Here is a 23,461-nt window from a genome sequence, read left to right on the forward strand (position 1 = left end):
GTAGATGCGGGGGCCCTTCCTAACACCTGTGGGAAATCAGCGCGGTGCGACGGCCGGCAGGTGTGCCGGCGTGATGTTGAGGTTGGTCAGCTCCCCGACGTCCGGGCAGCGGACGGTGCCGGGCGGTACGGGGGTGCCGGTGCCGAGGTCAACGAAGCTGGGCTCGATCCCGAACAGCCCCGAGAGAACGGCTTCGGCCGTGGCCGCACCGCCGATCGAGTCCCGGTTGGCGACCCCGAGTTCGGCGACCCGGACCCGGAACCGGCCCGGGTCGTCCTCGACGAGTTCCATCGCCTGGCCCCACAGTGCGCCGGAGGCCGCCCCGGGGGTGGCGCCGAGCAGCGCGATCGCCAGGTCGCGGCGGCCCAACCGGGCCAGGCCATACGCGGTCACCCCGGGCCAGGCGCAGAACGCGCCGCTGGCGCCGTGGTCGGCCCGGTCGCAGAACGGCGCGATCGGGTCGTCGGCGGCCAGCGCCCGCATCCACGGTGCCCGGAGCAGCTTCTGCACGGCGAAGGTCACCATCTCGGTACGCTGCCGCTCGGTCAGCTCTGCGCCGAGAGCGGCGGCGACCAGGCCGAAGTCCAAGCTGTGCCCGATCGTGTCGGTGCCACCCGGATGCCGGACCTGCCAGCGTCCGGACCCGGCGTAGAGATCGAGGACGGCGGCGGCGAGCCGGTCCGCGTCGACCCGGGCCCGTTCAGCGTCGTCGTCGCGTCCCCGAAACCGCAGCAGCCCGGCGAGCGAGCGGAGCATGCCGACGTACGCGGCGTTGAACCCGGCGACCACGTTCGTGTAATTGGGTACGCACTCCAGTAGTTGCCAGGAGTCGTCGCCGAAGTCGGCCAGTACGCCTCCGGTCGCCGGATCGCGCCGGTCCCGCCAGCCGTACGCGAGCCGTTCGAGATGCTCCGCGACGGTGGCCGCCCCGGCGGGCTCGTCCAGGAACGCCAGGTCCCCGGTGACGCAGACGTAGTGCTCGGTCAGCCGGAACAGCGAGTAGTGGTTCGACGAGTAGTTGTTGCCCAGCGGCCCGCCACCGCGTACGTCGAACCCGAACGACGCGTCGTACGGGCCGGTCAGCGCCCGGAGCAGCCAGGATCGCAGGCCGGCCGGTTCGAGCAGGGCGTACATCCGGCTCCACTCGGTGTGGTCCCAGTAGAACGTCGTGGTGGGGCCGAGTCGGGGGCCACCGGTCAGGAACACCGGCTCGGTCGGGCTGGCGGTGAGGTTGCGCAGGTAGAGCGCGACGAGCGCACCCATGTAGTACGCCCGGGACAGGTCGGCGTTGGCGGTGCGCAGGGTCGGCAGGTGACCGCTGAAGTCGTCGTTGCCCGGGGTGAACATGTTCGCCCAGTGCCGCCGCATTCCCTGTTCGGTGCCGGACATCGTGGCCGGCAGGGCAGCGGCCGTACGCGCGGCCACCGTGGCGACGACGGCCGGATCGGTGCCGTACGCGCAGACCACGCCGAGGGTCCGGGTCTGGCCGGGACCGAGCGGCAGGGTCCAGGTCGCCGTCGCACCGACGCCGAGCGGAACGAGTGCGCTGGGCGGGGTGGCGAAGGCGTACCGGGCGCGGGCCGGGGAGAGCCGGTCGGCGATCTCGACCGTGGCGCCGGAGACCTCGGTGCCGGAGACCTCGGTGCCGGAGACCTCGGTGCCGGAGACCTCGGTGCCGGAGACCGTACTCGCCCATCGGACCGGGCGGGACCAGTGTCCGGTACGGGCGACCGGCCGGCCGTCGAGGCGGAGCACGATCCCGTGGTCGCCGACGACGACGGTTATGCCGTGCCACTGCCCGACCCGCAGGGGCTGGTCGGCGTACTCCCGTTCGCCGCAGATCCCGATCCAGAGCCGGTCACCGTCGAGTCCGAGTTGCAGCGAGTCGGGGTGGTTGCCGTGGGTGAGCAGGATTCCGGCGTGGCCGAGGCTGGCCGGGCGGAACTCGAAGCCGAGTGACAGGCCGGCCCGCAGTTCGAACTCGTCGAGGCTGACCGCGCTGTCCCGGTCCAGGTCGACGGCGGCGGGATGGTCGAGGACGACCGCGTCTGTGGGTACCGGATCGGCCGCGTCGGCGGGTAATGGATCGGCCGCGTCTGCGGGTGCCGGATCGGCCGCGTCGGCGTCCGTCCGGGCGCAGCGCAGGGCGCGCAGCGTGCCCTTCGCGGACTCCCGGTGCGGGTAGACCGTGTCCACGCTGACGTGCTGCGGCAACTCGTGTTCGAGCAGCATCGGCGCGACGTCGTCGTCGCGCTGGATGCCCGGCTGGCGCGGCCGGCCGAGGCGTAGCCGCCGGCTGCCGGAGCCGAGCAGGTACGGGGTTTCGGCCCGGCCGGCCCGGGTGGTGTCGCGGATCCGCTCCAGCGAGTGGTAGTCGTGGTGGTCGCCACCGTTCCACGGCACGTTGTAGAGCCAGCCCCAGCCGATCTCGCTGTGCGCGACCGGCGCGAAGAGGTCCTGTTCGACCGTGACGGTCGCGGCGTGGTCCCGCTCGTTGGTGATCTCGATCTGCCAGAGCAGGACGTCCTCGGCGAGCGCCAGCCGGGTGTCGGTGCACACCGAGAGACCGCCGGACCGGTGTTCGCGACGGACTCCCCACGGCTTCCACCGGAACCGCTGGGCGTCCACCATCGTCCCGTCCACCCGCAGGACCCCGGTGTGGTAGCCGAACGAGTACGGCGGTGCCGCCAGCCAGGACAGCGACGTCAGGTCGTGGTTGACGTGCGCCTGCCCACGCTGGTTGCGCAGTGACGGAAGGTGGGCGAGTTCGGCCGCCTCGACCCACTCCCCCGCCACCTCGTCGAGGTCCGGTACGCCGGGCGGCCGCTCCCCGGGCTCGGCGCCGCTGATCCAGTGCTCCCCGGGCTCGGCGCTCACTTGGTGGACCCCGCGGTGAGGCCGGCGACGAACTGCTTCTGCGCGGCCAGGTAGCCCAGCACCGGCAGCACCCCCGCCAGGAACATGATGCCGAAGAGCTGGCCGTAGTCCACTGAGTACTGTCCGATCGTCAGGTAGAGCCCGGTGGTGATGGTCTGGCCCTGCAACGGGCCGAGGATGAACAGCGGGTTGAGGAAGTCGTTCCAGATCCACAGCGACAGGAAGATCGCGACGGTCGCGCTGGCCGGCCGGACCAGCGGCATCACGATCTGCCACCAGATCCGCAGTCCGCTGGCGCCGTCGATCCGGGCGGCCTGGATGATCTCGTCGGGTATGCCGCGCATGAAGCCGACGTAGACGAAAACGGCGAAGGAGAGGTACCCGCCGCCGAGGTTCGACAGGATCAGTCCCGGGTAGCTGTGGTCGAGGCCGAGCCAGGTGAGGATCTGGATCGTCGGGAGCAGGGTCACCTGCGGTGGGACCATCAGGCCGGCGGCCAGCGCGACCAGGATGGCGGCCCGGGTCCGGGTCCGCCGCCGGGAGATGTGGAAGCTGAACGCGGCGCCGAGCGGGATGAGCAGCGCCACCGAGCAGACCACCACGATCAACGAGTTGCGCAGGCCGAGCGGGATCAGGTTGTCCGGTCGGGTCAGCGCGGTACCGAGGTTGTCCAGGATCGGCGGGATCGGCAGCGACGCCGGGTTCGCCACGATCCGGTCCTGCCCCTTGAAGGCGTTGACCAGCATCAGGTAGATCGGTGCGACGAAGACCAGCGTGACGAGCGCGGCGAGCACGGCCCGGACCCGCGCCCGGGTACGTCGGGCGGCGAGGCCGGCACCCGTAGGCCGGGCAGGCGACCCGGACCCCGGCCCGCCGGTACCGGCGGGCGGGCCGGCGTCCCGCGCGGTGTGGGCGTTCAGGGCGGTCACAGGCTCACCTCCCGGCGGCGCAGCGCACTGGTGACGGTCAGCGCGGCGACGGCGGAGAGCGCGAGCAGCAGCATCGCCACGGCCGACGCGTAGCCGACCCGGTCGCTGGTGAAGGCGAGCTTGACGATGTAGAGCGCCGTCGACTGGGTCGAGTTGGCCGGCCCGCCACCGGTGAGCACCGCGATGATGTCGTAGAGCTTGAGGACGGTGATCAGCGAGATCGTCACGCTGATGGTGGTGCCGGGCGCGATCAGCGGCCAGGTGATGGTGCGGAACCGTTGGCCTCCCCGGACGCCGTCGATCTCGGCCATGTCGTTCAACTCCACGGGAATGCCCTGTAGGGCGGCCAGGTAGACGACCGTGGTGAACCCGCTGAGCACCCAGGTGACCACGACGCCGATGGAGAACAGCGCCGCCCGGGGACTGCCCAGCCAGGGGTACGGCTCGTCGAGCAGCCCGATCCCGGTCAGCATGCTGTTGAGCAGGCCGTTCTGGGTCAGGATGGTCTGCCAGACGAAGGCGACGATGACGCCGGAGAGCACCTGGGGCAGGAACGCGATGGTCCGCATCACCCGGTAGCTCAGGCTGGTCCGGTTGAGCAGGATCGCGAAGGCGACGCCCAGGACGTTGGCGGCGATGGTCACCCCGACCGCGAGGGTCAGGGTGAAGGCCAGACTGGCCCGCAACTGCTCGTCGCCGGCCATCTCGGTGTAGTTGCGCAGTCCGATGAATTCGTTCGTGGCCCGCAGCGGGTTCTGGTTGGTGAAGCTGCTGCGCAGGCTGAGCAGCAGCGGCAGCACCAGGAACATCAGGTAGGGGCCAAACGCCAGGGCGGCCAGCAGGAACAGTCCACGGTCGCCCCGCGCCGCGGGTAGCCACGACCGGGTCCGGCGCGGGGCCGGCCGGGCCGGGTCGGGTGGGGTCGCCGCCCCGGTCAACATGTCAGATCCGTCAGCATGTCACTTTCCTCGACGCACCGGGCGGCTGCCCGGCGGGATTGACCGGGCCGGAGCCCGCCGTCTTCGGTCTCCCGTGCCGGCCGGGGATCCGCGATCGGCGCGCGGATCCCCGGGCGGAGAACGCCTACTGGGTCGCCGTCTTCCAGGCGCCGTCGAGCTTCGCCAGCTCGCCGGCGACGTCGTCGCTGGTGAACAGGGCCTGGCTGGCCGCGTAGAACTGGTCGTTAAGGCCCGGCGGGAGCGAGTCGTCGTTCGTCGCCCAGCCGATCGCGCTGACCTTGTTGTTCTGCTCGGTGACGTAGGCGTACGAGTCCTTGAAGACCTGGGTCACGGTGACGCCGTAGTCGTCGAGGGTCTTCTCCTTGAGCATCGGGAACGCACCGTCGGTCTCGATCAGCAGCTTCAGGTTGGCCGGGTTCAGCGACCAGGCCTGGGCGAACTTCGTCGCGCCCGCCGGATCCTTCGTCTTGGCGCTGATCGCCATCGAGCCGCCGACGACGAACGGCACGACGACCGAGCCGTCGTCGGTGGGCCAGGGGAAGGAGCCGAAGCTGTCGGCCTTGTCCTTGGGTACGGCGCCGAGGAACCAGCTGCCCATCGGGTACATCGCGGACTTGCCGCCGGTGAACCGGGTGATCGAGTCGGCGTACTTCACGCCCAGCGCACCCTTGTCGAAGTAGCCGTTGCTGACCAGCGTCCGGTACTTCCCGACCGCGGTGACGACGTTCGCGTCGGCGAACTTCACCTTGTCCGCGTACCGGTCCTGGAGCCACTTCGGGTTCTTGCCGAGGATGTCGGCGCTGATGATGCCGACCAGTGGCATCCCGGCGGCGAACGGGTCGGCGCCACCGAGTTCGATCGGGTTGACCCCGGCCGCCTTGAGCTTGGCGCAGGCGTCCAGGAACTCGGCCCAGTTCTTCGGCGGCTGGGCGATGCCCGCCTTGGCGAACAGTTCCTTGTTGTAGTAGACCTGCGGCACGATCTGTGAGTTGGTCGGCGGGATGTAGACCTCGCCCTTGAGCGCGTTCCCCTGCGGCAGCAGGAAGTTGGCCTCCACCCACGTCTTGTCGTACGGCTTCAGCAGCCCCGCGCCGACGAAGTTGGACGGGGTGATCGACTGGAGCAGGTCCGGGAACTGCCCGGAGGACTGCAACTGCTTGGCGTACGCGTCCCGGTCGGTGCTCGGTGCGGTGATCCGGTTGATCTTCACTCCGGCAGCCTCCTTCTGGGCCGCCGCTATCGAGTCGTTCCAGAAGGTCGAGGTGAGGCTCGGCGTCTCGAAGGTCAGGTAGGTCAGCGCGCCTGCGCCACCCTCGCCGCTGCCACCGCCGGAACAGGCTGCGGTGAGGGCGAGTAGACCTGCGACGCCAGCCGCCAACAGGGGCTTCCGTATCAAGGTGATCCTCCTACGGACGAATGTGGGGGTACGGATCGTTCAGAGGGTGCGGCGCCGCTTGTGTGGCGGCCGGTGCGTGTTGAATGATCATGTCTGCGATAACGTTATCCCGGAGCATAGAAAGTTTCGACGGCGTGTCAAGGGTGTTGCCCGGACCGGAACGTGACGGAGACGGGGCACGCTGATCGGCACGGAAGTAGGAGGATCGGGCGATGACCGAGCGTGCGGCCGAGGACCCGGCGGCCCGACGACGCCGCAAGCGTCCGACGATGCGGGACGTGGCCCGGGAGGCCGGGGTGGCGTTGCGGACCGTGTCCAGGGTGGTCAACGACGACCCGACGGTCGGCCCACACCTGGTCACCCGGGTCCGGGCGGCCATCACCGCACTGGACTACGCACCGGACGAACGGGCCCAGCAACTGCGCCGGGGGGTCAGCGGCACGATCGGCGCCGCGGTCCGCAACCTGGCCGACGCCCACCCGGTGCTCAGCGCCGTGGACCAGGCCGCTCGCCAGGCTCGGTTGACCGTACTGGCGATGTCGACCGAGGACGAGGAGGAGCGGGAACGCGAGGCCGTCATGTCGATGTGCCGGCGCCGGGTCGACGGGATCATCATCGAGCCGATCAGCACGAACCACCAGTACCTCGCCGCCGAACTGGAGTCCGGAATGCCGCTGGTGGCGGTCGACCGGCCCACCGGCGGAGTGGCCGCCGACGCCGTACTGTCGGACAACGCGGCCGGGATCGGGATGGCCTTCCGCCACCTCGTCCTGCACGGCCACCACCGGATCGCCTACATCGGCGACGACGAGCGGATCTTCACGGGACGGGAGCGGGCCGCCGCGTTCCGGGCCTGCGTGGCCGCGAACGGCGGCACAATCGACGGCCTGGTCCATCCCGGATTCGTCTCCCCCGACCGGGTCGCCGCGGCCCTGGACGCCGTGCTCCGGGGGAACCCGCCGGCAACGGCCCTGATCACCGGAAACGTCGCCACCACGATCGAGGTGCTGCGCCGGCTCGGCGCCGAGGCCGGGCGGCTGGCCATCGTCGGATTCGACGACTTTCCGCTGGCCGACATCCTGCGCCCCGGGGTCACCGTAATCGCCCAGGACAGCGCCGTGATCGGCCGTACCGCGATCGAGTTGCTGCTGGCCCGGACCGCCGATCCGGACCGTCCGGTGCGGAACGTCACGGTGCCCGTCGAGCTGATCCCACGCGGCTCCGGCGAACTCCGGCCGCCGCCGTGAGGACCGGCCACCGACGCCCGCCCGGCGATCCTGCGGATAACGTTATCCGCCGCCGACCGGACCGCCCCGTCGACCGGACCGCCCCGCCGACCGGACCGCCCCGCCGACCGGACCGCCCCGCCGACCGGACCGCCCCGCCGACCGGACCGCCCCGCCGACCGGACCGCCCCGTCGACCGGACCGCCCGATTGACCGGGAACCGGCCCCGGGGACGCGGCGGCTTCCGACGGGTGGGGGCTGTACTCGGTGGGCCCGTCGGCGAAGACTCGTAGCGGCTACGAGTCACCGACGTCGAAGGGAGAACCGGCCGCCATGCACGCCACGCCACTGACGCCGCTGCACGCCGTACCGGGCGCCACCGGGAAGCCGTACCCGTTTCCCACCTCCGCCCGCGCGACACCGGTCGGGGGCGGCCGGTGATCCCCGACCTGGCCTACCGGCCGGCCGAGCCGACCGACCACAGGGGACATCTGCTGGACCTCTACCTGCCGGCGGATTCACCGGGCGACCGGCCGCTCATAGTCTGGACCGGCGGTTCCGGCTGGATGCGGGACGACGGCAAGGACAGCGCCGGTCCGATCGCCGCGATCTTCACCGCCCGGGGCTACGCCGTGGCCGGGGTGAGCATCCGGTCCAGCGGCCAGGGTGCCTTTCCGGCCCAACTGCGGGACATCAAGGCGGCTATCCACTGGCTACGCAGCCACGCCCGGCGGTACCGGCTCGATCCGGAGCGGTTCGCCGTCATGGGCGATTCGTCCGGCGGCTGGACGGCGGCGATGGCGGCCCTGACCGACCACGACGCTCCGGCGCTGGCGAGTCGGGTCCAGGCCGCGGTGGCGTTCTACCCGCCGACCGACTTCCTCCGGATGGACGAGCAGATGCTGCCCGGCGCCTGTCGGGAGTTCAACCGGGACCTGGGCATCACCGGCTGCCACGACGATTCCCGGTCGCCGGAGTCGCTGTTGCTCGGCGGTGCCATCCGGACCCGCCCGGAGGCGGCCGCCGCGGCGAACCCGGTCCGGTACGCGACGCGCTCCGCTCCACCGTTGCTCCTGCTGCACGGCCAGGCCGACCGGTTGGTGCCGCACGGTCAGAGCGTGCTGCTCTACGAGGCGCTGCGGGACGCCGGTGCCACCGTCACGTTCCACTCGGTTCCGGGCGCCGGCCACGACTGGCGGGCGGTGCTGGATCCGACCAACCACGACGCCCACCGGGTGTACCGGGCCCGCTCCGGTCGTGAGCAGGTCACCATCGGTCGTCCCGGTCCCGGCTGGGACGACGTCGACCGGTTCATCCGGGACGCCCTGGCGGTACGCCCGCAGGACACCGCCGACCGGGGCGGGCCACGTCCCTGACGGGATCGACACCTGCACACCGGCCGTCGGGTGGGCGTATTCGCAGGTCGTACGAGGTCGGGTGATTTCTCCGGCCGGCCGTCGACCTGACATTGACAGCGTTCGCTGATTGGTTCAGAGTATCGAAGAGAGCGCTCTCTCGTCAGTTCGTCACAGGCCCGCAACCTGCCCGTCACGTTGCGGCCCTCACCTATGGGAGCACTGATGAATAGCGCTCTGTCCCCGCCCCACGTCCGACCACAGTGGCTCAGCCGATGGCGTGCCCTGACCCTGTCGGGCACGATCCTGGCCCTGCTCGGCGGCTATCTCGCCGTCACCGGTACGTCGGCCGACGCGGCCGAGACCCTGCTGTCCCAGGGCCGGGCCGCCACCGCCTCGTCGACGGAGTCCGCCGCCACCCCGGCGTCGGCCGCGGTCGACGGTAACGCCGGCACCCGCTGGTCGAGTGCCTTCGCCGAGCCCCAGTGGTTGCAGGTCGACCTCGGTGCCGTCGCGCCGCTGAGCCGGATCGTGCTGACCTGGGAGGGCGCCTACGCCCGCGCCTTCACCCTCCAGACGTCGACGAACGGTTCGGCCTGGACGACCGTACACACCACCACCAACGGCAGCGGCGGAACGCAGGAGATCGCCGTCACCGGCAGCGGCCGGTACGTCCGGCTCAACGCCACCGCGCGGGCCACCGCGTACGGCGTCTCGCTCTGGGAGTTCCAGGTGTACGGCGAGTCCGGAACCAGCGCCTGCGGCACCGGCAACGCCGCACAGGGCCGGCCGGCGACCGCGTCGTCGACCGAGTCCGCCGCCGCCTACCCCGCCTCCTCGGCGGTCGACGGCAGCACCGGCACCCGGTGGGCCAGCCTCGCCGCCGATCCGCAGTGGTTGCGGGTCGACCTCGGCTCGACCCAGTCGATCTGTGGCGTGACCCTCAACTGGGAGGCCGCGTACGCCACCGCGTTCCAGATCCAGACCTCGGCCGACGGCTCGAGCTGGACGACGGTGCACAGCACGACCAACGGCACCGGCGGGACCCAGGTCCTCACCGTCGCCGGCTCCGGCCGGTACATCCGGATCCTCGGCACCCAGCGCGGAACGGCGTTCGGCTACTCGCTCTGGGAGTTCGCGGTGCGGACCGGCACCGGACCCGGCAACCCGCCGACCACGCCACCGCCGACCACCCCGCCCCCGACCACGCCACCACCGACCACGCCACCGCCGGGCGGCAGCGTGCTGCTGTCGTACCAGAAACCGGCAGTCGCCTCGACCAGCCAGAACGACGGCGCCTGCTTCGAGTGCCTCCCCGCGCGGGCCTTCGACAACGATCCCGCCAGCCGGTGGGCGACCAGCGCGACCACCGGGTGGGTCGATCCGGGCTGGATCTACGTCGACCTCGGCGCCACCGCCACGATCAGCCAGGTGGTGCTGCAATGGGATCCCGCGTACGCCGCCGCGTACCAGATCCAGGTCTCGCCGAACGCCAGTACCTGGACCTCGATCTACTCCACCACCACCGGCCGGGGCTTCAAGGAGACGCTGAACGTGACCGGCACCGGCCGCTACGTCCGGATGTACGGCACGGCCCGGTCGAGCCAGTACGGCTACTCGCTCTACGAGTTCAAGGTCTTCGGTACCGGCGGTAACCCGACCGCACCGCCGCCGATGCCCCCCGACCCGACGTTCCCGGCGAACCAGCTGGTCTGGAGCGACGAGTTCAACGGCGCGGCCGGCAGCAAGCCCGATCCGGCGAAGTGGACGATCGATCCCGGCACCGGCCAGAACAACGAGATCCAGTACTACACGAACAACAACAACGCCTCGATGAACGGCACCGGGGCCCTGGTGATCGAGGCACGCCGGGAGACCGCCGGTGGCCGGGACTACACGTCGCACCGGATGAACACCGGCGGCAAGTTCACCGTCCAGTACGGCCGGATCGAGGCCCGGGTCCAGGTGCCGAAGGGCAACGGCCTGTGGCCCGCCTTCTGGATGATGGGCGCCGACTTCCTCACCGGGCGTCCGTGGCCGTACAACGGGGAGATCGACATCATGGAGGTGCTCGGCCGGAACACCTTCGAGGGCTACTCCACCCTGCACGCACCGCAGTACAACGGCGGCGCGGGGTACGGGCAGAAGTATCCCGCCCCGGGTGGCGTCGACTTCGCCGCCGGTTTCCACGTCTGGGCCGCGGAGTGGGACAGCCGGGGCATCACGTTCAAGGTGGACGGCCAGACGGTCTTCTACGCCAGCAAGGAGACGGTGGAGTCGACCCGTGGCCCGTGGGTCTTCGACCACCCCTTCTACCTGATCCTCAACCTCGCCGTCGGCGGTGACTTCCCGGGACCGGTCGACGCGACCACGCCGTTCCCGTCCCGGATGCTCGTCGACTACGTGCGCGTCTACCGCTGAACGGCGGGTGGCCGGTACGGCGCACCGGCCGCCCAGCACCGCCCTCCCCGCACCGCCCTTCCGTCATCGTCCGCCCGGCACCAGCCGCCCACGATGTCCACCGCCGTGCCACCTCGACCACCGTCCCCGGTACCGGGGAACGAACTCCGCAGCCGTGCAACCTTCGACGGGGCGGGTCCGGTCGTACCGGCAACACGAGCGGGAGGAACGGAGGCTGGACTTGCAGAAGGCTGAGGAAGACGATTTCCACACGTTCGTCGCGGCCCGGATGGACCGGTGGCGGCGCAGTGCCTTCCTGATGTGCCAGGACTGGCACATGGCCGACGACCTGGTGTCGATCACCGTCACCAAGCTGTTCCGGAACTGGCGCAAGGTGAACCGGGCGGACAATCCCGACGCGTACGCCCAGCGGGTACTCAGCCGCTCCTGGCTCACCGAACGACGCCGGCCGTGGCGCCGGGAACGCCTGCCGGACGGCCTTCCCGAGCCCCGGTGGTCGCCGCCGGATCGGGCCGACGACCGCGAGTCGCTGGCGGAGCTGCTGCGATCGCTGGGTCCACGGCAACGGGCGGTACTCGTCCTGCGCTTCTACCTCGACTACTCGGTCGAGGAGACCGCCAGGATCATGCAGGTGTCACCGGGCACCGTGAAGAGCCAGTCCGCGCGTGGACTCGTCGCGCTGCGCGCGCTGTCGGCGTCGATCCGCAACTGAGAGAGGGGATCAGCGGAGATGAACCAGCAACTCTTCGACGAGGTCGTCGGTACGCCGCCGCCCTCCACCGTCGACGTCGTCGCCATCGTGGCGCGGGAGAGGCGGAGAAGCGCCGTACGGCGGATCGGCGGGACCATGGCGGCGGTGCTCGGACTGGCGGTCTCGGCCGGAATCGTCGCGGCCGGCCAGCACGGACCGGCCGGGGTGGCTCCGCCGCCCGTCGCGGCGGACAACCGGTTCCAACTGGTCGCGAACGACCGCGACTCGGCCCAGTTGACCGCGAAGCGGCTGGCCGAGGCGCTCGACGCCGCGCTCAGGAACGCGGCGCCGGACGCCCGGTGGATCCGTTCGAACATCTTCTCCGACGCCGCCCCGGACGGGCAGCCGCCCCGACTGTTCACCGACAACACGCTGAAGCAGCACGAGCAGATGTTCAGTGGCGGTACCGGGGTGCTGGCCGACGGCCGCAGGGGCATGCTCGCGCTGCACATCCTCAGGTTCGAACCGGTGACCGGAAAGCGCTGCGACGAACCGAAGTGTGTCGCGGCGCGGGCCCTGCCCAGGGAGGATCCGAACAAGAAGCGCGAGCTCTTCCTCAGCTGCCGGGGCGAGACCGGCTGCACCGAGCGCACCGGCCCGAACGGCGAGCGGATGACGATCCGGACCGACTTCACGAAGCTGAAGCGGTTCCCCGGTCCCTGGAAGGCCGCCAACTTCCAGGTGTACGTCGAACTCGTCGACGGCCGGCTACTGAACCTCGTCAGCACCAACGAGTACGGCGTGGGAGAGCGGGAGTCCACCCTGCAACAGCAGGACCCGCCGCTGACGTCGGCACAGCTCACCCAGATGGCGATCGAGGTGACCGGCCGGATCAGGGCCTAGCCCCGACACTGCCGCGCGGCCCGGCCGATGGATTCCGAATCGGTCGGGCCGCCCGGTCACGCCTGGCGCAGCGGGAAGTGACAGGCGACCTGGTGGACATCGCCGGCCAGCGGTGGCTCCGTCTCGCAGATCTCCTGCGCCAGCGGGCACCGGGTGCGGAACCGGCACCCGGTCGGCGGGTTCAGCGCACTGGGCAGCTCACCCTGGATGGTGACGCTCTCGCGTGGCCCGGCGAGGTCCGTGCTGGCGGACGGAACGGCGTCGATCAGCGCCTGCGTGTACGGGTGCCGGGCGGACCTGACCACGTCGTACGCGGGACCGACCTCGACGAGCTTGCCCAGGTACATCACGCCGATCCGGTCCGCCATGTAGTCGACGACGGAGAGGTCGTGGCTGATGAACACGTACGCCAGGCCCAGTTCGCGCTGGAGGTCCCGCATCAGGTTGAGCACCTGCGCCTGGATCGACACGTCGAGCGCGCTCACCGGCTCGTCGCCGACGATCAGTCGAGGTTGCAGGGCCAGGGACCGGGCCAGCCCGATGCGCTGCAACTGGCCGCCGGAGAACTCGTGGGGATACCGCTCCAGCACCCGCCGGGAGAGTCCCACCTGGTCGAGCAGCGTACCGATCCGGGCCCGGCGCGCGGCCGTGTCACCCACCTGCTGGATCTCCAGCGGTTCGGCGAGGATGGCGTCGACCCGCATCCGCGGGTTCATCGCCGCATAGCTGTCCTGGAACATCAACTGGACCTGGCGGTGCATCCGGCGGCGGTCGCGCCGGGGCAGCCGGGCGATGTCCGTGCCGTCGAGGACGATCTGACCGTCGGTCGCCCGCTCCAGCCCGACGACCAGCCGCCCCACGGTGGACTTGCCGCAGCCGGACTCGCCCACCAACCCGAACGTCTCGCCGGGACGGACCTCGAACGAGACGCCCGCCACGGCGCTGACCCGCCCGGAGGTCCGGCGCAGCAGACCACCCGTCGTCGCCTCGTAGTCCTTGACCAGACCCCGGACCTCCAGGATCGGCTCCGGCGCCGGCCCGGAGGCGTCCGCCGCCGGCGCCGACACCGGCGCCGTCCGGGCCGCCGGGGCGGCGGTGGTCAGGGTGACCGGGTGCAGGCACGCGTGCTGGTGGCCGCCCGTCGACAGGGTCACCTCGGTGGTACGGCACTCGTCGGTCACGAACCGGCAGCGGGGGGCGAACCGGCATCCGGTCAGCGGTCGGGACAGGTCCGGTGGCAGCCCGGGAATGCTGTAGAGCCGCTCGTGTACGCCCGGTTCGCGCACCGCCGACTCCGGCAGCGCCTCCATCAGCGCCTCGGTGTAGCGGTGCCGGGGCGTCCGGAACAGCTCACCGGTGGCGGCGGTCTCCACCACCCGGCCCGCGTACATCACCGCGACCCGGTCCGCCCGGCCGGCGATCACACCCAGGTCGTGGGTGACCAGGATGACCGCCATCCCGAACTCTTCCCGCAGGTCGTCGATGAGTTCGAGGATCTGGCGCTGGGTGGTCACGTCGAGCGCGGTGGTCGGCTCGTCGGCGATGAGCAGGCGCGGCGAGCAGATCAGGGCCATCGCGATGGCGACCCGTTGCCGCATCCCGCCGGAGAGTTCGTGCGGATAGTTGTCGACGATCTTGTCCGGCCGGGGCATCCCGACCCGGCGCAGGATGTCGATCGCCCGCTCCCGGGCCTGCGCCTTACCGACCCCTTCGTGCACCCGCAACGGCTCGGCGACCTGGGTACCGATCCGCATCGTCGGGTTGAGCGAGGTCAGCGGGTCCTGGAACACCATGCCCATCCGGACGCCACGGATCCGCCGTACCTCGTCGGTCGGCAGGGACCGCAGGTCACGGCCCTCGAAGAGGATCTGTCCGCCGACCACGCTGCCGCCCGGGGGCAGCAGGCCCATCACCGACAACGCGGTCATCGTCTTCCCGCTGCCCGACTCGCCGACGATGCCGAGGGTCTCGCCGGGGCGGACCTCCAGGCTGACGTCGTCGAGGGCGTGCACGGTGCCGCGACGCAGCGCGATGTCGGTGTTGAGGTTCTGCAGTCGCAGCAGGGGCTGACTCTCCCCCGCGTTCCGGGTCGCCTCGTGGTTCCGGACGGTTGGCTCGATCGGTGCGCTCATTTCCCTGCTCCTGCTAGCGTCGCCGGAGGCGGACCTCGAAGGCGTCCCTCAGCCCGTCGCCCATGAAGTTGAAGGCGAGCACGATGAGGATGATGGCGATTCCGGGCGGGTACAGCAGCCACCAGTGACCGCTGTACGTGTCCGCGAGACCGTCGGAGAGCATCCCACCCCAGTTGGCCGCCGGCGGCGGAACGCCGAGGCCGAGGAATGACAGGTAGGCGACGTAGAGGATGGCGTCGGCGACCTGGAAGGTCGCGTTGACGATCACGGTTCCGATGGCGTTCGGGACGATGTGCCGACGTACCGCGCGGCCACCCGTACCGCCCATCGAACGCATCGCCTGGATGTACTCGCGGGAACGCAGGCTCAGCGCCTCGCCACGGACCAGCCGGGCCGGGCCCAGCCAGGCGAAGGCGCCGATGATGAGGATCAGCATCGGCACGCTCGGGGTGACGATGGCGGCCAGCAGCATGAAGAGGAACAGCGACGGGATCGACATCATCGCGTCGACGACCCGCATCATCGCGGAGTCCACCCAACCGCCGGCGAATCCGGCGACGGCTCCCCACAGCGTGCCGAGGAAGGTGGCGAGGATGCCGGCCGCGAGCCCGACGATGATGGAGGTCTGTCCGCCGAGCATGAGCCGGCCGAGCTGGTCGTAGCCGACGCCGTCGGTGCCGAGCGGGTGCCCCTGTTCGCCGGGTCCCAGGTGCACCGCCGCGAGATCGGTGTGCACCTGGTCGGTGTGGTAGACCAGCGGCCCGAGGAAACAGACCCCGGCCAGCAGGATGAACAGGCCCAGGCCGACCAGGGCGAGCCGGTTCTCGCAGAAGACCGACACCCCCTGGCGCCACAGGCCCCGGACCGGTACGTCGTCGGCGTCGACCGTGGGCGGTGGCGCACCGACCGGTACGCCGGGCACCTCGGGCAGCATGGTCACGAGGTCCTCCCCCGAAGTCGGACCCGGGGGTCGACGGCGGCGTAGAGCAGGTCGGCGAGCAGCGCACCGAGCACCGTCGCGACCGAGATGATCAAGGTGACCCCGAGCAGGATCGGGAAGTCGCGCTTCAGCGCCGCCTGCCAGAACAGCTGACCCATTCCGGGGAAGTTGAACAGCGACTCCACCACCAGGGCCCCGCTGAACAGCGCCGGCAGGTACATCCCGAGCAGGGTGATCACGGGGAAGAGACCGTTGCGCAGGGTGTGCAGGACGACGACCCGGCGCTCCGACAGCCCCTTGCTCCGCGCGGTACGCACGTAGTTCTCGTTGAGGTTGTCCACCATGGAGGAGCGGATGTAGCGGGAGTACACCGCGATGGTGACGATCGCGAGCGTGACGGTGGGCAGTACGAGCCCGGCCGGCTCGGCGAGCATCTCCCCCAGGGTGAAGCCCTGCGGCGCCTCCGGCGGCAGGATCGGCCAGACCTGCGAGAAGAGGATGATCATCATCAGGCCCATGAAGAAGATCGGGGTGGCGTACGCCAGCAGTGACAGCGAGGTGATGGTGTAGTCGGGCCACCGGTTGCGACGTACCGCCTGGATCACGCCGAGCGGGATCGCCACCACGACGGCGAGCAGGGTCGACAGCAGCGACAGCACCATGGTCTTCGGCAGCCGCTGGGCGATGGCCTCGGTGACCGACTGGTTGAGCTGGAACGAGTAGCCGAGATCTCCGTGCAGCAGGCGCTGTACGTACATCAGGTACTGCTGGACCCAGGGCCGGTCGTAGCCCATCTCGTGGTTGAACGCCGCCAGTTGCTCCAGCGTCGCCTCCTTGCCCAGCGCGGAGCGAGCGGCGCCGCCCGGCAGCAGGTGCAGGATGATGAACGCGATCACCGTGACGAGCACGATGACGATGAGGGCCTGGCCCAGGCGTGTGATGAGGTACCGGACCACTGGGCGGCTCCTCCCCCTCCTCGAAGGGCTCCGGTGGCGCGGTCAGGCGCCACCGGAGCCGGGACGGTCAGTGGGTCAGTTCTTCCAGGACCAGTCCTGGAAGTAGAAGTAGTTCATCGGGTCCTGCGGCTCGACGCCCTGCAACCCCGACTTGTACGCCGAGATCTGGTACACCGGGTTCGGCATCCAGAGCACCGGCAGGTCCTTGGCGAGGAAGTCGTTGTACGCCTTCAGCGCGCTCTCGTCGGCGGAGAACTGGGTCGCCTCGATCAGCCGGTCCGCCTCGGGGTTGCTGTAGCTGCCCAGGTTCACCGGCGCACCGGTGGAGAAGAGCCGCTCGCCGCTGGCGAAGACCGGGTAGTACCAGCTGCCCTGCGAGCCGAAGAAGGACATGTCCCACGAGCAGGTTGCCTCGGTCGGCTTGCAGGCCGGGGTGACCGCGACCGAGTCGGGCACCTCCTTGATGGTCAGCTCGATGCCGAGCTTGGCCATCTGCGACTTGATCTCGGCGAACATCTTGGTGGTCGCGGCGAACCCGCTCTGGCTGGTGACCGTGAACGCCAGCGGCGTGCCGGCGGCGATGCCCTCGCCACACTGGTTCTCGGCGGCACCCGGTGTCTGGCAGACGGTCTTGCCGTCCGGGGTCACCTTCCAGCCGTGGCCTTCGAGCAGTGCCTTGGCCTTGGCCGGGTCGAAGGAGTAGGCGCACCCGCTGGCATCGGTGGTGCCCGGCTTGAGCGGCACCGGGCCACAGCTCGGGGCGGCCATGCCGGACCAGATGACCTTGTTGATCGTCGGCTGGTCGACGAGCATCTGCATCGCCTGGCGCAGGTACGGCTGCTTGAACAACACGCCCGTCTTGGGGTTGTTGAAGTTCAGCTGCAGGTAGGTGGTGGACCAGCCGTACCAGGGTGCGACCTTGTAGTCCTTGGACTCGAGGTACGACTGCTGGGACAGGTTGGCCGGCGGGATGTACCCGTAGTCGATCTCACCGGCGCGGAGCACGTTGAACTCCGCGTCGTCACTGGTGAACGGCCGCAGGACGACCTTGGCCAGCTTCGGCTTGTCCGAGCCCGAGTAGGTCGGCTGCGCGGCGAGCACGACCTCGCCGTTCGGCACGTACTTGTCCAGCTTCCAGGGGCCGCTGGTGACCTTCCACAGCTCGTTGGTCGCGTACGACTTGGGGTCCTTCGACGCCGTGGTGAGGAAGTCGAAGACCTTCTTGGCGCCCTCGGGGGTGCTGGCGAGGTTGCCGACGGTCGCCGTCGCGGAGTCCTTGTCCCAGGTGTGCTGGGGCAGCGGGACGATCCGGTTGAGCTGGTTCCCCACGAACCACGCGGTGTTGTAGGCCTGCGTCGTCGTGATCGAGAAGGTCTTCTCGTCGACGATCTTCCAGTCGGCGATGTTGTCCGGGAAGCCACCGGCCCGGTACGACGCCCACTTGTCCTTGTTCGCGGTGACCAGGTCCCACCAGAAGTCGATGTCCTTGGTGGTGACCGGCTTGCCGTCGGACCACGTGTTGTCCTTCAGCGTGATCGTCAGGGTCTTGCCACCGTTGCTGACCACGGGCGCCTCGGCCATCGAGCGCGCGGAGTTGATGTTGTACTGCGCCGAGCCGTCCAGCTGGTACTCGTACAGGTGCCGGTACAGCGCCGTCGTGAAGGTGGCGTTCTCGCCCTGGGTGAATCCGGGGGCCGAGATGGGCAGGATCCAGTTGGGGGTCCGGAAGGCGACCGTGACGGTGTCCTTCCCCTGACTCCCGCCCTGGGCGCCCTTCGAACCGCTGTCGCCGCTGCAGGCGGCCAGTCCCGCGCCGATGGCGAGCACGCTGGCTATGGCCACGGCGCCGCGCAGGGCGCGCCGGTGGAATCTGCTCCTCATGAGTCTCCTCGATTGATCTACACGGGCCCCGCGTCGTCGGGCGTCAGAGGCGTCGCGTCCAGCCGCCTGGTGCTGCTCAAGCGGTCGATGCGGAGAATGTATAGCGAGCAAAGTTAGGAGTCAACGAAACTAACTCAGTTTGTTCGCCAACTTCGGTCAGGTTACGATCGAAGTCGTCGAAGCATCTCCGGATGACCTTCGCCGCGACCCCTGCTCGAACCCCGGCCACCGCACCCGACAAGCTGAAGCGGCGCCGGACGACCGGCCCTAAGGAGGAGAGGCATGTCGGATCCGATCTCCGCCACCCTGCGGGACCAGACGCTCAAGCTGCTGGCCAACGGCGAGGCCACCTCCCGTGCCGATCTCGTCGAGGCGCTCCAGGTGGCCCCCTCGACCGTCACCGGCGTCGTTCGGCGACTGCTGGAGGAGGGCGCGATCCTGGAGGAGGGCGTGGGCCGCTCCACCGGCGGGCGACGGCCCCGGATCCTTCGCCTACGCGAGATCGCCGGGGTCTTCGCCGTCTCGGAGCTGGGCGCCCAGCACGCCCGGATCGGCCTGTGCACCCCCGACGGGCGACTGGTCACGGCCGAGGAGGTGGCCATCGACATCGCGGCCGGGCCCGCCGAGGTCTTCGACGCGGTCGCGCAGGCGTTCGGCCGGATCCAGGCGACGACCGCCCCCGGCCAGGCGCTGCTCGGGATCGGCGTGGCGCTGCCGGGACCGGTCGAGTTTCCCCGTGGCCGGCTGATCGGCCCGGCCCGGATGCCCGGCTGGAGCGGTGTCGACGCACAGGTCGAGCTGAGCCGACGCTTCCACGTGCCGGTGGTCGTCGACAACGACGCCAAGGCCGCCGCGATCGGCGAGCACACCGCCCGGGACCGGGAGACCGGGGACATGATCTACGTCAAGGCCGGTACCGGCATCGGCGGCTGCCTGGTCACCGGTGGGCAGGTCTACCGGGGCGGTCGCGGGCTCAGCGGCGACGTCACCCACGTACGGGTGGCGGACAGCGGCGAGCGGCACTGCTCCTGCGGCAGCCGGGGCTGCCTGGAGACCGTCGCCAGCGGTGCCGCCCTGGCCTCCCAGTTGGCCGAGCGGGGCCTGCCGATAACCACCACCCATGACGTCATCGCCGCGGTCACCGACGCCGAACCGACGGCGGTGACGTTGGTCCGGCACGCCGGTGGGCTGCTCGGGGTCGCGCTGTCCGGCCTGGTCAACTTCCTCAACCCCGACGCCGTCGTCATCGGTGGAGCACTGTCCAGCCTCGACGTCTACGTGGCCGCCGCCCGGGGGATGCTCTACGAGCGTTGCCTGCCGTCGATGACCCAGTCCATGTCCATCGAGGCCAGCGTCGTGGGCCCGGATGCCGCCCTGGTCGGCCTCGGGCGCCTGGTACGCACGGCGGCCGACGTCCGTCCCAGCTGAGGAGCTCCATCAGTGCCCCGTTCCCTCCGGATCGCCATCGGCGGCATACACATCGAGTCCAGCACCTTCTCGCCGCATCTGAGCACCGCCAGCGACTTCGAGGTGACCCGTGGCGATGCGCTGACGGCCCGCTACGCCTGGCTCTCGCCCCTCGCGCCGTGGGCCGCCGAGATCGAGTGGGTTCCCCTGGTGCACGCCCGGGCCCTGCCCGGCGGCGCGGTCGACGCCGCGGCCTACGACGCCTGGTCGGCGGAGATCCTGGACGGCCTGGCCCGGGCGGGCACCCTGGACGGCGTCCTGCTGGACATCCACGGCGCGATGAGCGTCGTCGGCCGGGACGACGCCGAGGGTGACCTCGTCACCGCGATCCGATCGGTGATCGGGCCGGAGCCGTTCGTGTCCGCCGCCATGGACCTGCACGGCAACGTCTCACCCGTGCTGTTCGCCGGCTGCGACCTGCTCACCTGCTACCGCACCGCGCCCCACGTCGACGTCTGGGAGACCCGCGAGCGCGCCGCCCGCAACCTGGTGGACGCGCTGCGCCGGGGACAGCGCCCGCACAAGGCCCTGGTGCACGTACCGGTCCTGCTGCCGGGCGAGATGACCAGCACCCGGGTCGAGCCGGCCCGCGGACTGTACGGGCGGATCGCCGAGGTCGAGGCCCGGGACGGGGTCATCGACGTCGCCATCTGGATCGGCTTCGCCTGGGCCGACCAGCCCCGCTGCCGAGGCGCGGTCGTCGCCACCGGCACCGACGCGGCGGCCGCGACCGAGGCCGCCCGGGAACTCGGCGAACAGTTCTGGGCGGCCCGGGAGGAGTTCACCTTCGTCGCCCCCACCGGCCCGATGGACGAGTGTCTCGACACGGCCCTGGTCGCGGTCGCGGATCCCGCCCGGCGCCCCTTCTTCATCAGCGACTCCGGCGACAACCCGGGAGCCGGCGGCGCCGACGACGTCACCTTCGCACTGTCCCGGCTGCTGGCCCGGCCCGAGATCCGGGACGGCTCGGTCCGGGCGGTGTTCGCCTCGCTGGTCGACCCGGAGGCCGTGGCGCAGGTCGCCGACCGGTCACCCGGCACGCCGGTCGAGGTACCCGTCGGTGGCCGCATCGACCCGCGGGATCCGGGGCCGCTCCCGCTCGCCGGTGTCCTCGAGGCGGTCGCCGAGGACCCCGACGGCGGCCGGTGCGTGAGCATCCGCGTCGGGGGGCTCAGCGTGTTCGTCACGTCCCGCCGGATGCAGTACCGGCAGTTGGCCTCGTACGCCCGGTTGGGTGTCGCGGTCGACGAGGTGGACCTGGTCGTGGTGAAGATCGGCTACCTGGAACCCGAACTCTTCGACGCCGCCGGCGACTGGCTGCTCGCCCTGACCCCGGGCGGCGTCGACCAGGATCTCGAACGGCTGCCGTACGCGCACCTGGTGCGGCCGATCTTCCCGCTGGACCGTGACTTCGTCGCGGACCTGACCGTGGCGACCCGGTGACCGCTCCGACCCGGTCCGGCGGGCCGATCTCGACGGGCTGCGTACTCGCCGTCGACGTCGGCGGGACCACCATGAAGGGCTCGCTGTTCGACGAGGACGGCCGGATCCGGCACACGGTGGTCGTACCTTCGCGGGCGGACGCGGACCGCGATCCGGTGGACGCGGTACGGGCCCTGTGCCGCCGGCTCCGGGACGACGCGCTCGCCCTCGACGCCCCGCCCGTCGGGATCGCGGTGGTGACCCCGGGCATCGTCGACGAGGCCGCCGGGATCGTGCGGTACGCCTCGAACATCAGGTTCCGCGACGTGCCGCTGCGGGCACTGGTCCGCGACGACCTCGGACTGCCGGTCGCGATCGGGCACGACGCCCGGGCGGCCGGCGTCGCCGAGGCGGTGGCGGGGGCCGCCCGTGGGTTGGACAACTTCCTGCTCCTACCGCTGGGCACCGGCATCGCCGCCACCGTGGTGGTGCACGGCGAACCCGTGCCCGGTGCGACCTCGTCGGCCGGCGAGGTCGGCCACATGCCGGTGTACCCCGGCGGGGAACCCTGTCCCTGCGGGCAACGGGGCTGCCTCGAGGTGTACGCCTCCGCCGGTGGGCTGGCCCGGCGCTACGCCCGGCTCGGCGGCACCCCGGAACTGGACAGTCGGGCGATCGCCGCGGCCACCGCCACCGATCCGCTGGCCCGGTCCGTCTGGGACACCGCCACGCACGCCCTGGGGACCGCGCTGGCCACCCTCACCCTGACCCTCGACCCGGCCCGCATCGTGCTCGGCGGTGGACTCGCCGAAGCCGGCCCGCAACTCTTCGACCCGGTGCGCGACGCGCTGCGCTCGGCGCTGGCCTGGCGGGCCGCGCCCGAGGTGCTTCCGTCCGCCTTCGGAGCCGTGGCCGCGCAGGTGGGCGCCGCCGTCCTGGCCCGACGCGCGGCGGGGCTGGCCGTACCCGAGGGTTGGGCCGCGCCCGTCTCCGAACCCGTCGCCGGCTGAGTCGGGGCGTCGCCGGCCGGGCCGGGTCACCGAGATCGCCGCCCGGGCCGTGCGTAGGCTTGCCGGTTGTGCTGATCCTGCTGCCTCCCTCGGAGGGAAAGACCGCGCCCCGGTCCGGCCGCCCGGTGGACCTGGACTCGCTGAGCCAGGGTGCGTTGACCCCGGCCCGGGAACGGGTCGTGGACGCGCTGGTCGCGCTCTGTTCGGGCGGGGACCGGGAGCGGGCCCGGGGCGTGCTTGGGCTGGGCCCGGGGCAGGACGAGGAACTGGATATCAACGCGGGTCTGCGCACCGCTCCGACGGGGCCCGCCGCCAAGATCTACACCGGGGTGCTCTACGACGCGCTGGGCCTCAACACCCTGACCGGCGCCGCCCGGGCCCGGGTCCGGCGCTCCGCCCTGATCTTCTCCGGGCTCTGGGGAGCGATCCGGGTCGACGACCGCATTCCGGCGTACCGCTGTGCGATCGGGGTCAACCTGCCCGGGGTGGGCGGGCTGGGATCGTACTGGCGGAAGCTGCTGGAGCCGGTGCTCGCCGAGGCCGTCGACGCCGGGCCGGTCCTCGACCTCCGCTCCAGCGGGTACGCGGCGACGTGGCGCCCCACCGGTCGGCTGGCCGAGCGGACGGTGGCCGTACGGGTGCTGCACGAGCAGGTGGTGAACGGCGAGACCCGGCGTTCCGTGGTCAGTCACTTCAACAAGGCGACGAAGGGGCGACTGGTCCGGGACCTGATGCTGGCCGGAGCGGCACCCCGCTCCCCCGGCCGGCTGGTCGAGGCGCTGCGCGACCTGAAGTACACCGTCGAGGAGCAGCCGTCCGCCGCCGGCCGACCGCGTCAGCTCGACATGGTCGTCGCCGAACTCTAGGACGACGGAAGTCGAGCACGGTGGGCACGA

At 70.9% G+C, this 23,461-nt stretch carries 17 protein-coding genes; 9 read left to right on the forward strand and 8 right to left on the reverse strand.

The features are described 5' to 3' along the window. Positions 1-36 precede the first annotated feature (36 nt). The 4 genes from H4W31_RS36910 to H4W31_RS36925 form a co-directional block, all read right to left on the reverse strand. On the reverse strand, positions 37-2,877 hold the full coding sequence (locus tag H4W31_RS36910) for a hypothetical protein (protein WP_192770828.1): 2,841 nt from the start codon (positions 2,875-2,877) through the stop codon (positions 37-39). Then, positions 2,874-3,806: a carbohydrate ABC transporter permease gene (locus H4W31_RS36915; RefSeq protein ID WP_318783632.1), complete on the reverse strand. Its 933-nt coding sequence runs from the start codon at positions 3,804-3,806 to the stop codon at positions 2,874-2,876. Before H4W31_RS36915 ends, H4W31_RS36910 begins: the two co-directional genes overlap by 4 nt. Continuing rightward, positions 3,803-4,747 carry a carbohydrate ABC transporter permease gene (locus tag H4W31_RS36920; RefSeq protein WP_192770829.1) on the reverse strand — a complete coding sequence of 315 codons (945 nt, stop codon included), beginning with the start codon at positions 4,745-4,747 and terminating at the stop codon, positions 3,803-3,805. Before H4W31_RS36920 ends, H4W31_RS36915 begins: the two co-directional genes overlap by 4 nt. A 142-nt stretch (positions 4,748-4,889) precedes the next feature. Beyond that, positions 4,890-6,161 (reverse strand): ABC transporter substrate-binding protein, encoded by a 1,272-nt coding sequence (locus H4W31_RS36925; RefSeq protein WP_192770830.1) that lies wholly within the window; start codon positions 6,159-6,161, stop codon positions 4,890-4,892. 212 nt (positions 6,162-6,373) lie between these two features. On the opposite strand from H4W31_RS36925, the gene H4W31_RS36930 reads away from it, so the two are divergent. The 5 genes from H4W31_RS36930 (at position 6,374) to H4W31_RS36950 (ending at position 12,757) form a co-directional block, all read left to right on the forward strand. Then, entirely contained in the window at positions 6,374-7,408 is a 1,035-nt protein-coding gene (locus tag H4W31_RS36930; RefSeq protein ID WP_225945876.1) for a LacI family DNA-binding transcriptional regulator, read from the forward strand. A gap of 416 nt (positions 7,409-7,824) precedes the next feature. Continuing rightward, positions 7,825-8,763 carry an alpha/beta hydrolase fold domain-containing protein gene (locus tag H4W31_RS36935; RefSeq protein ID WP_192770831.1) on the forward strand — a complete coding sequence of 313 codons (939 nt, stop codon included), beginning with the start codon at positions 7,825-7,827 and terminating at the stop codon, positions 8,761-8,763. Between the two features lie 204 nt (positions 8,764-8,967). Continuing rightward, positions 8,968-11,163, forward strand: coding sequence for a discoidin domain-containing protein (locus tag H4W31_RS36940; protein WP_192770832.1), 2,196 nt, complete (start codon positions 8,968-8,970; stop codon positions 11,161-11,163). Between the two features lie 220 nt (positions 11,164-11,383). Further along, complete coding sequence (locus tag H4W31_RS36945) at positions 11,384-11,875, forward strand: SigE family RNA polymerase sigma factor (RefSeq protein ID WP_225945877.1); 492 nt, start codon at positions 11,384-11,386, stop codon at positions 11,873-11,875. An 18-nt stretch (positions 11,876-11,893) separates the two neighbouring features. Beyond that, on the forward strand, positions 11,894-12,757 hold the full coding sequence (locus tag H4W31_RS36950; RefSeq protein ID WP_192770833.1) for a hypothetical protein: 864 nt from the start codon (positions 11,894-11,896) through the stop codon (positions 12,755-12,757). Between the two features lie 56 nt (positions 12,758-12,813). On the opposite strand, the gene H4W31_RS36955 is transcribed toward H4W31_RS36950, so the two are convergent. The 4 genes from H4W31_RS36955 to H4W31_RS36970 form a co-directional block, all read right to left on the reverse strand. Beyond that, positions 12,814-14,889 (reverse strand): ABC transporter ATP-binding protein, encoded by a 2,076-nt coding sequence (locus tag H4W31_RS36955; RefSeq protein WP_192770834.1) that lies wholly within the window; start codon positions 14,887-14,889, stop codon positions 12,814-12,816. Between the two features lie 13 nt (positions 14,890-14,902). Next, positions 14,903-15,823 (reverse strand): ABC transporter permease, encoded by a 921-nt coding sequence (locus H4W31_RS36960; RefSeq protein ID WP_192772695.1) that lies wholly within the window; start codon positions 15,821-15,823, stop codon positions 14,903-14,905. Between the two features lie 2 nt (positions 15,824-15,825). Further along, positions 15,826-16,785: an ABC transporter permease gene (locus H4W31_RS36965; RefSeq protein ID WP_192770835.1), complete on the reverse strand. Its 960-nt coding sequence runs from the start codon at positions 16,783-16,785 to the stop codon at positions 15,826-15,828. Between the two features lie 75 nt (positions 16,786-16,860). Then, positions 16,861-18,666, reverse strand: coding sequence for a peptide ABC transporter substrate-binding protein (locus tag H4W31_RS36970; RefSeq protein WP_192770836.1), 1,806 nt, complete (start codon positions 18,664-18,666; stop codon positions 16,861-16,863). Between the two features lie 282 nt (positions 18,667-18,948). On the opposite strand from H4W31_RS36970, the gene H4W31_RS36975 reads away from it, so the two are divergent. The 4 genes from H4W31_RS36975 to yaaA all read left to right on the forward strand — a co-directional run bounded on the left by H4W31_RS36975 (position 18,949) and on the right by yaaA (position 23,431). Next, a complete protein-coding gene (locus H4W31_RS36975; protein ID WP_192770837.1) occupies positions 18,949-20,094 on the forward strand; it encodes an ROK family transcriptional regulator in 1,146 nt (381 codons plus the stop codon). A 12-nt stretch (positions 20,095-20,106) separates the two neighbouring features. Next, positions 20,107-21,576 carry a M81 family metallopeptidase gene (locus tag H4W31_RS36980; RefSeq protein WP_192770838.1) on the forward strand — a complete coding sequence of 490 codons (1,470 nt, stop codon included), beginning with the start codon at positions 20,107-20,109 and terminating at the stop codon, positions 21,574-21,576. Further along, entirely contained in the window at positions 21,573-22,565 is a 993-nt protein-coding gene (locus H4W31_RS36985; protein ID WP_318783633.1) for an ROK family protein, read from the forward strand. Before H4W31_RS36980 ends, H4W31_RS36985 begins: the two co-directional genes overlap by 4 nt. A 68-nt stretch (positions 22,566-22,633) precedes the next feature. Continuing rightward, on the forward strand, positions 22,634-23,431 hold the full coding sequence (gene yaaA / locus H4W31_RS36990; protein ID WP_192770839.1) for a peroxide stress protein YaaA: 798 nt from the start codon (positions 22,634-22,636) through the stop codon (positions 23,429-23,431). Positions 23,432-23,461: the final 30 nt, after the last annotated feature.

It is taken from the genome of Plantactinospora soyae (assembly GCF_014874095.1).
Classification (GTDB): Bacteria; Actinomycetota; Actinomycetes; order Mycobacteriales; family Micromonosporaceae; genus Plantactinospora; species Plantactinospora soyae.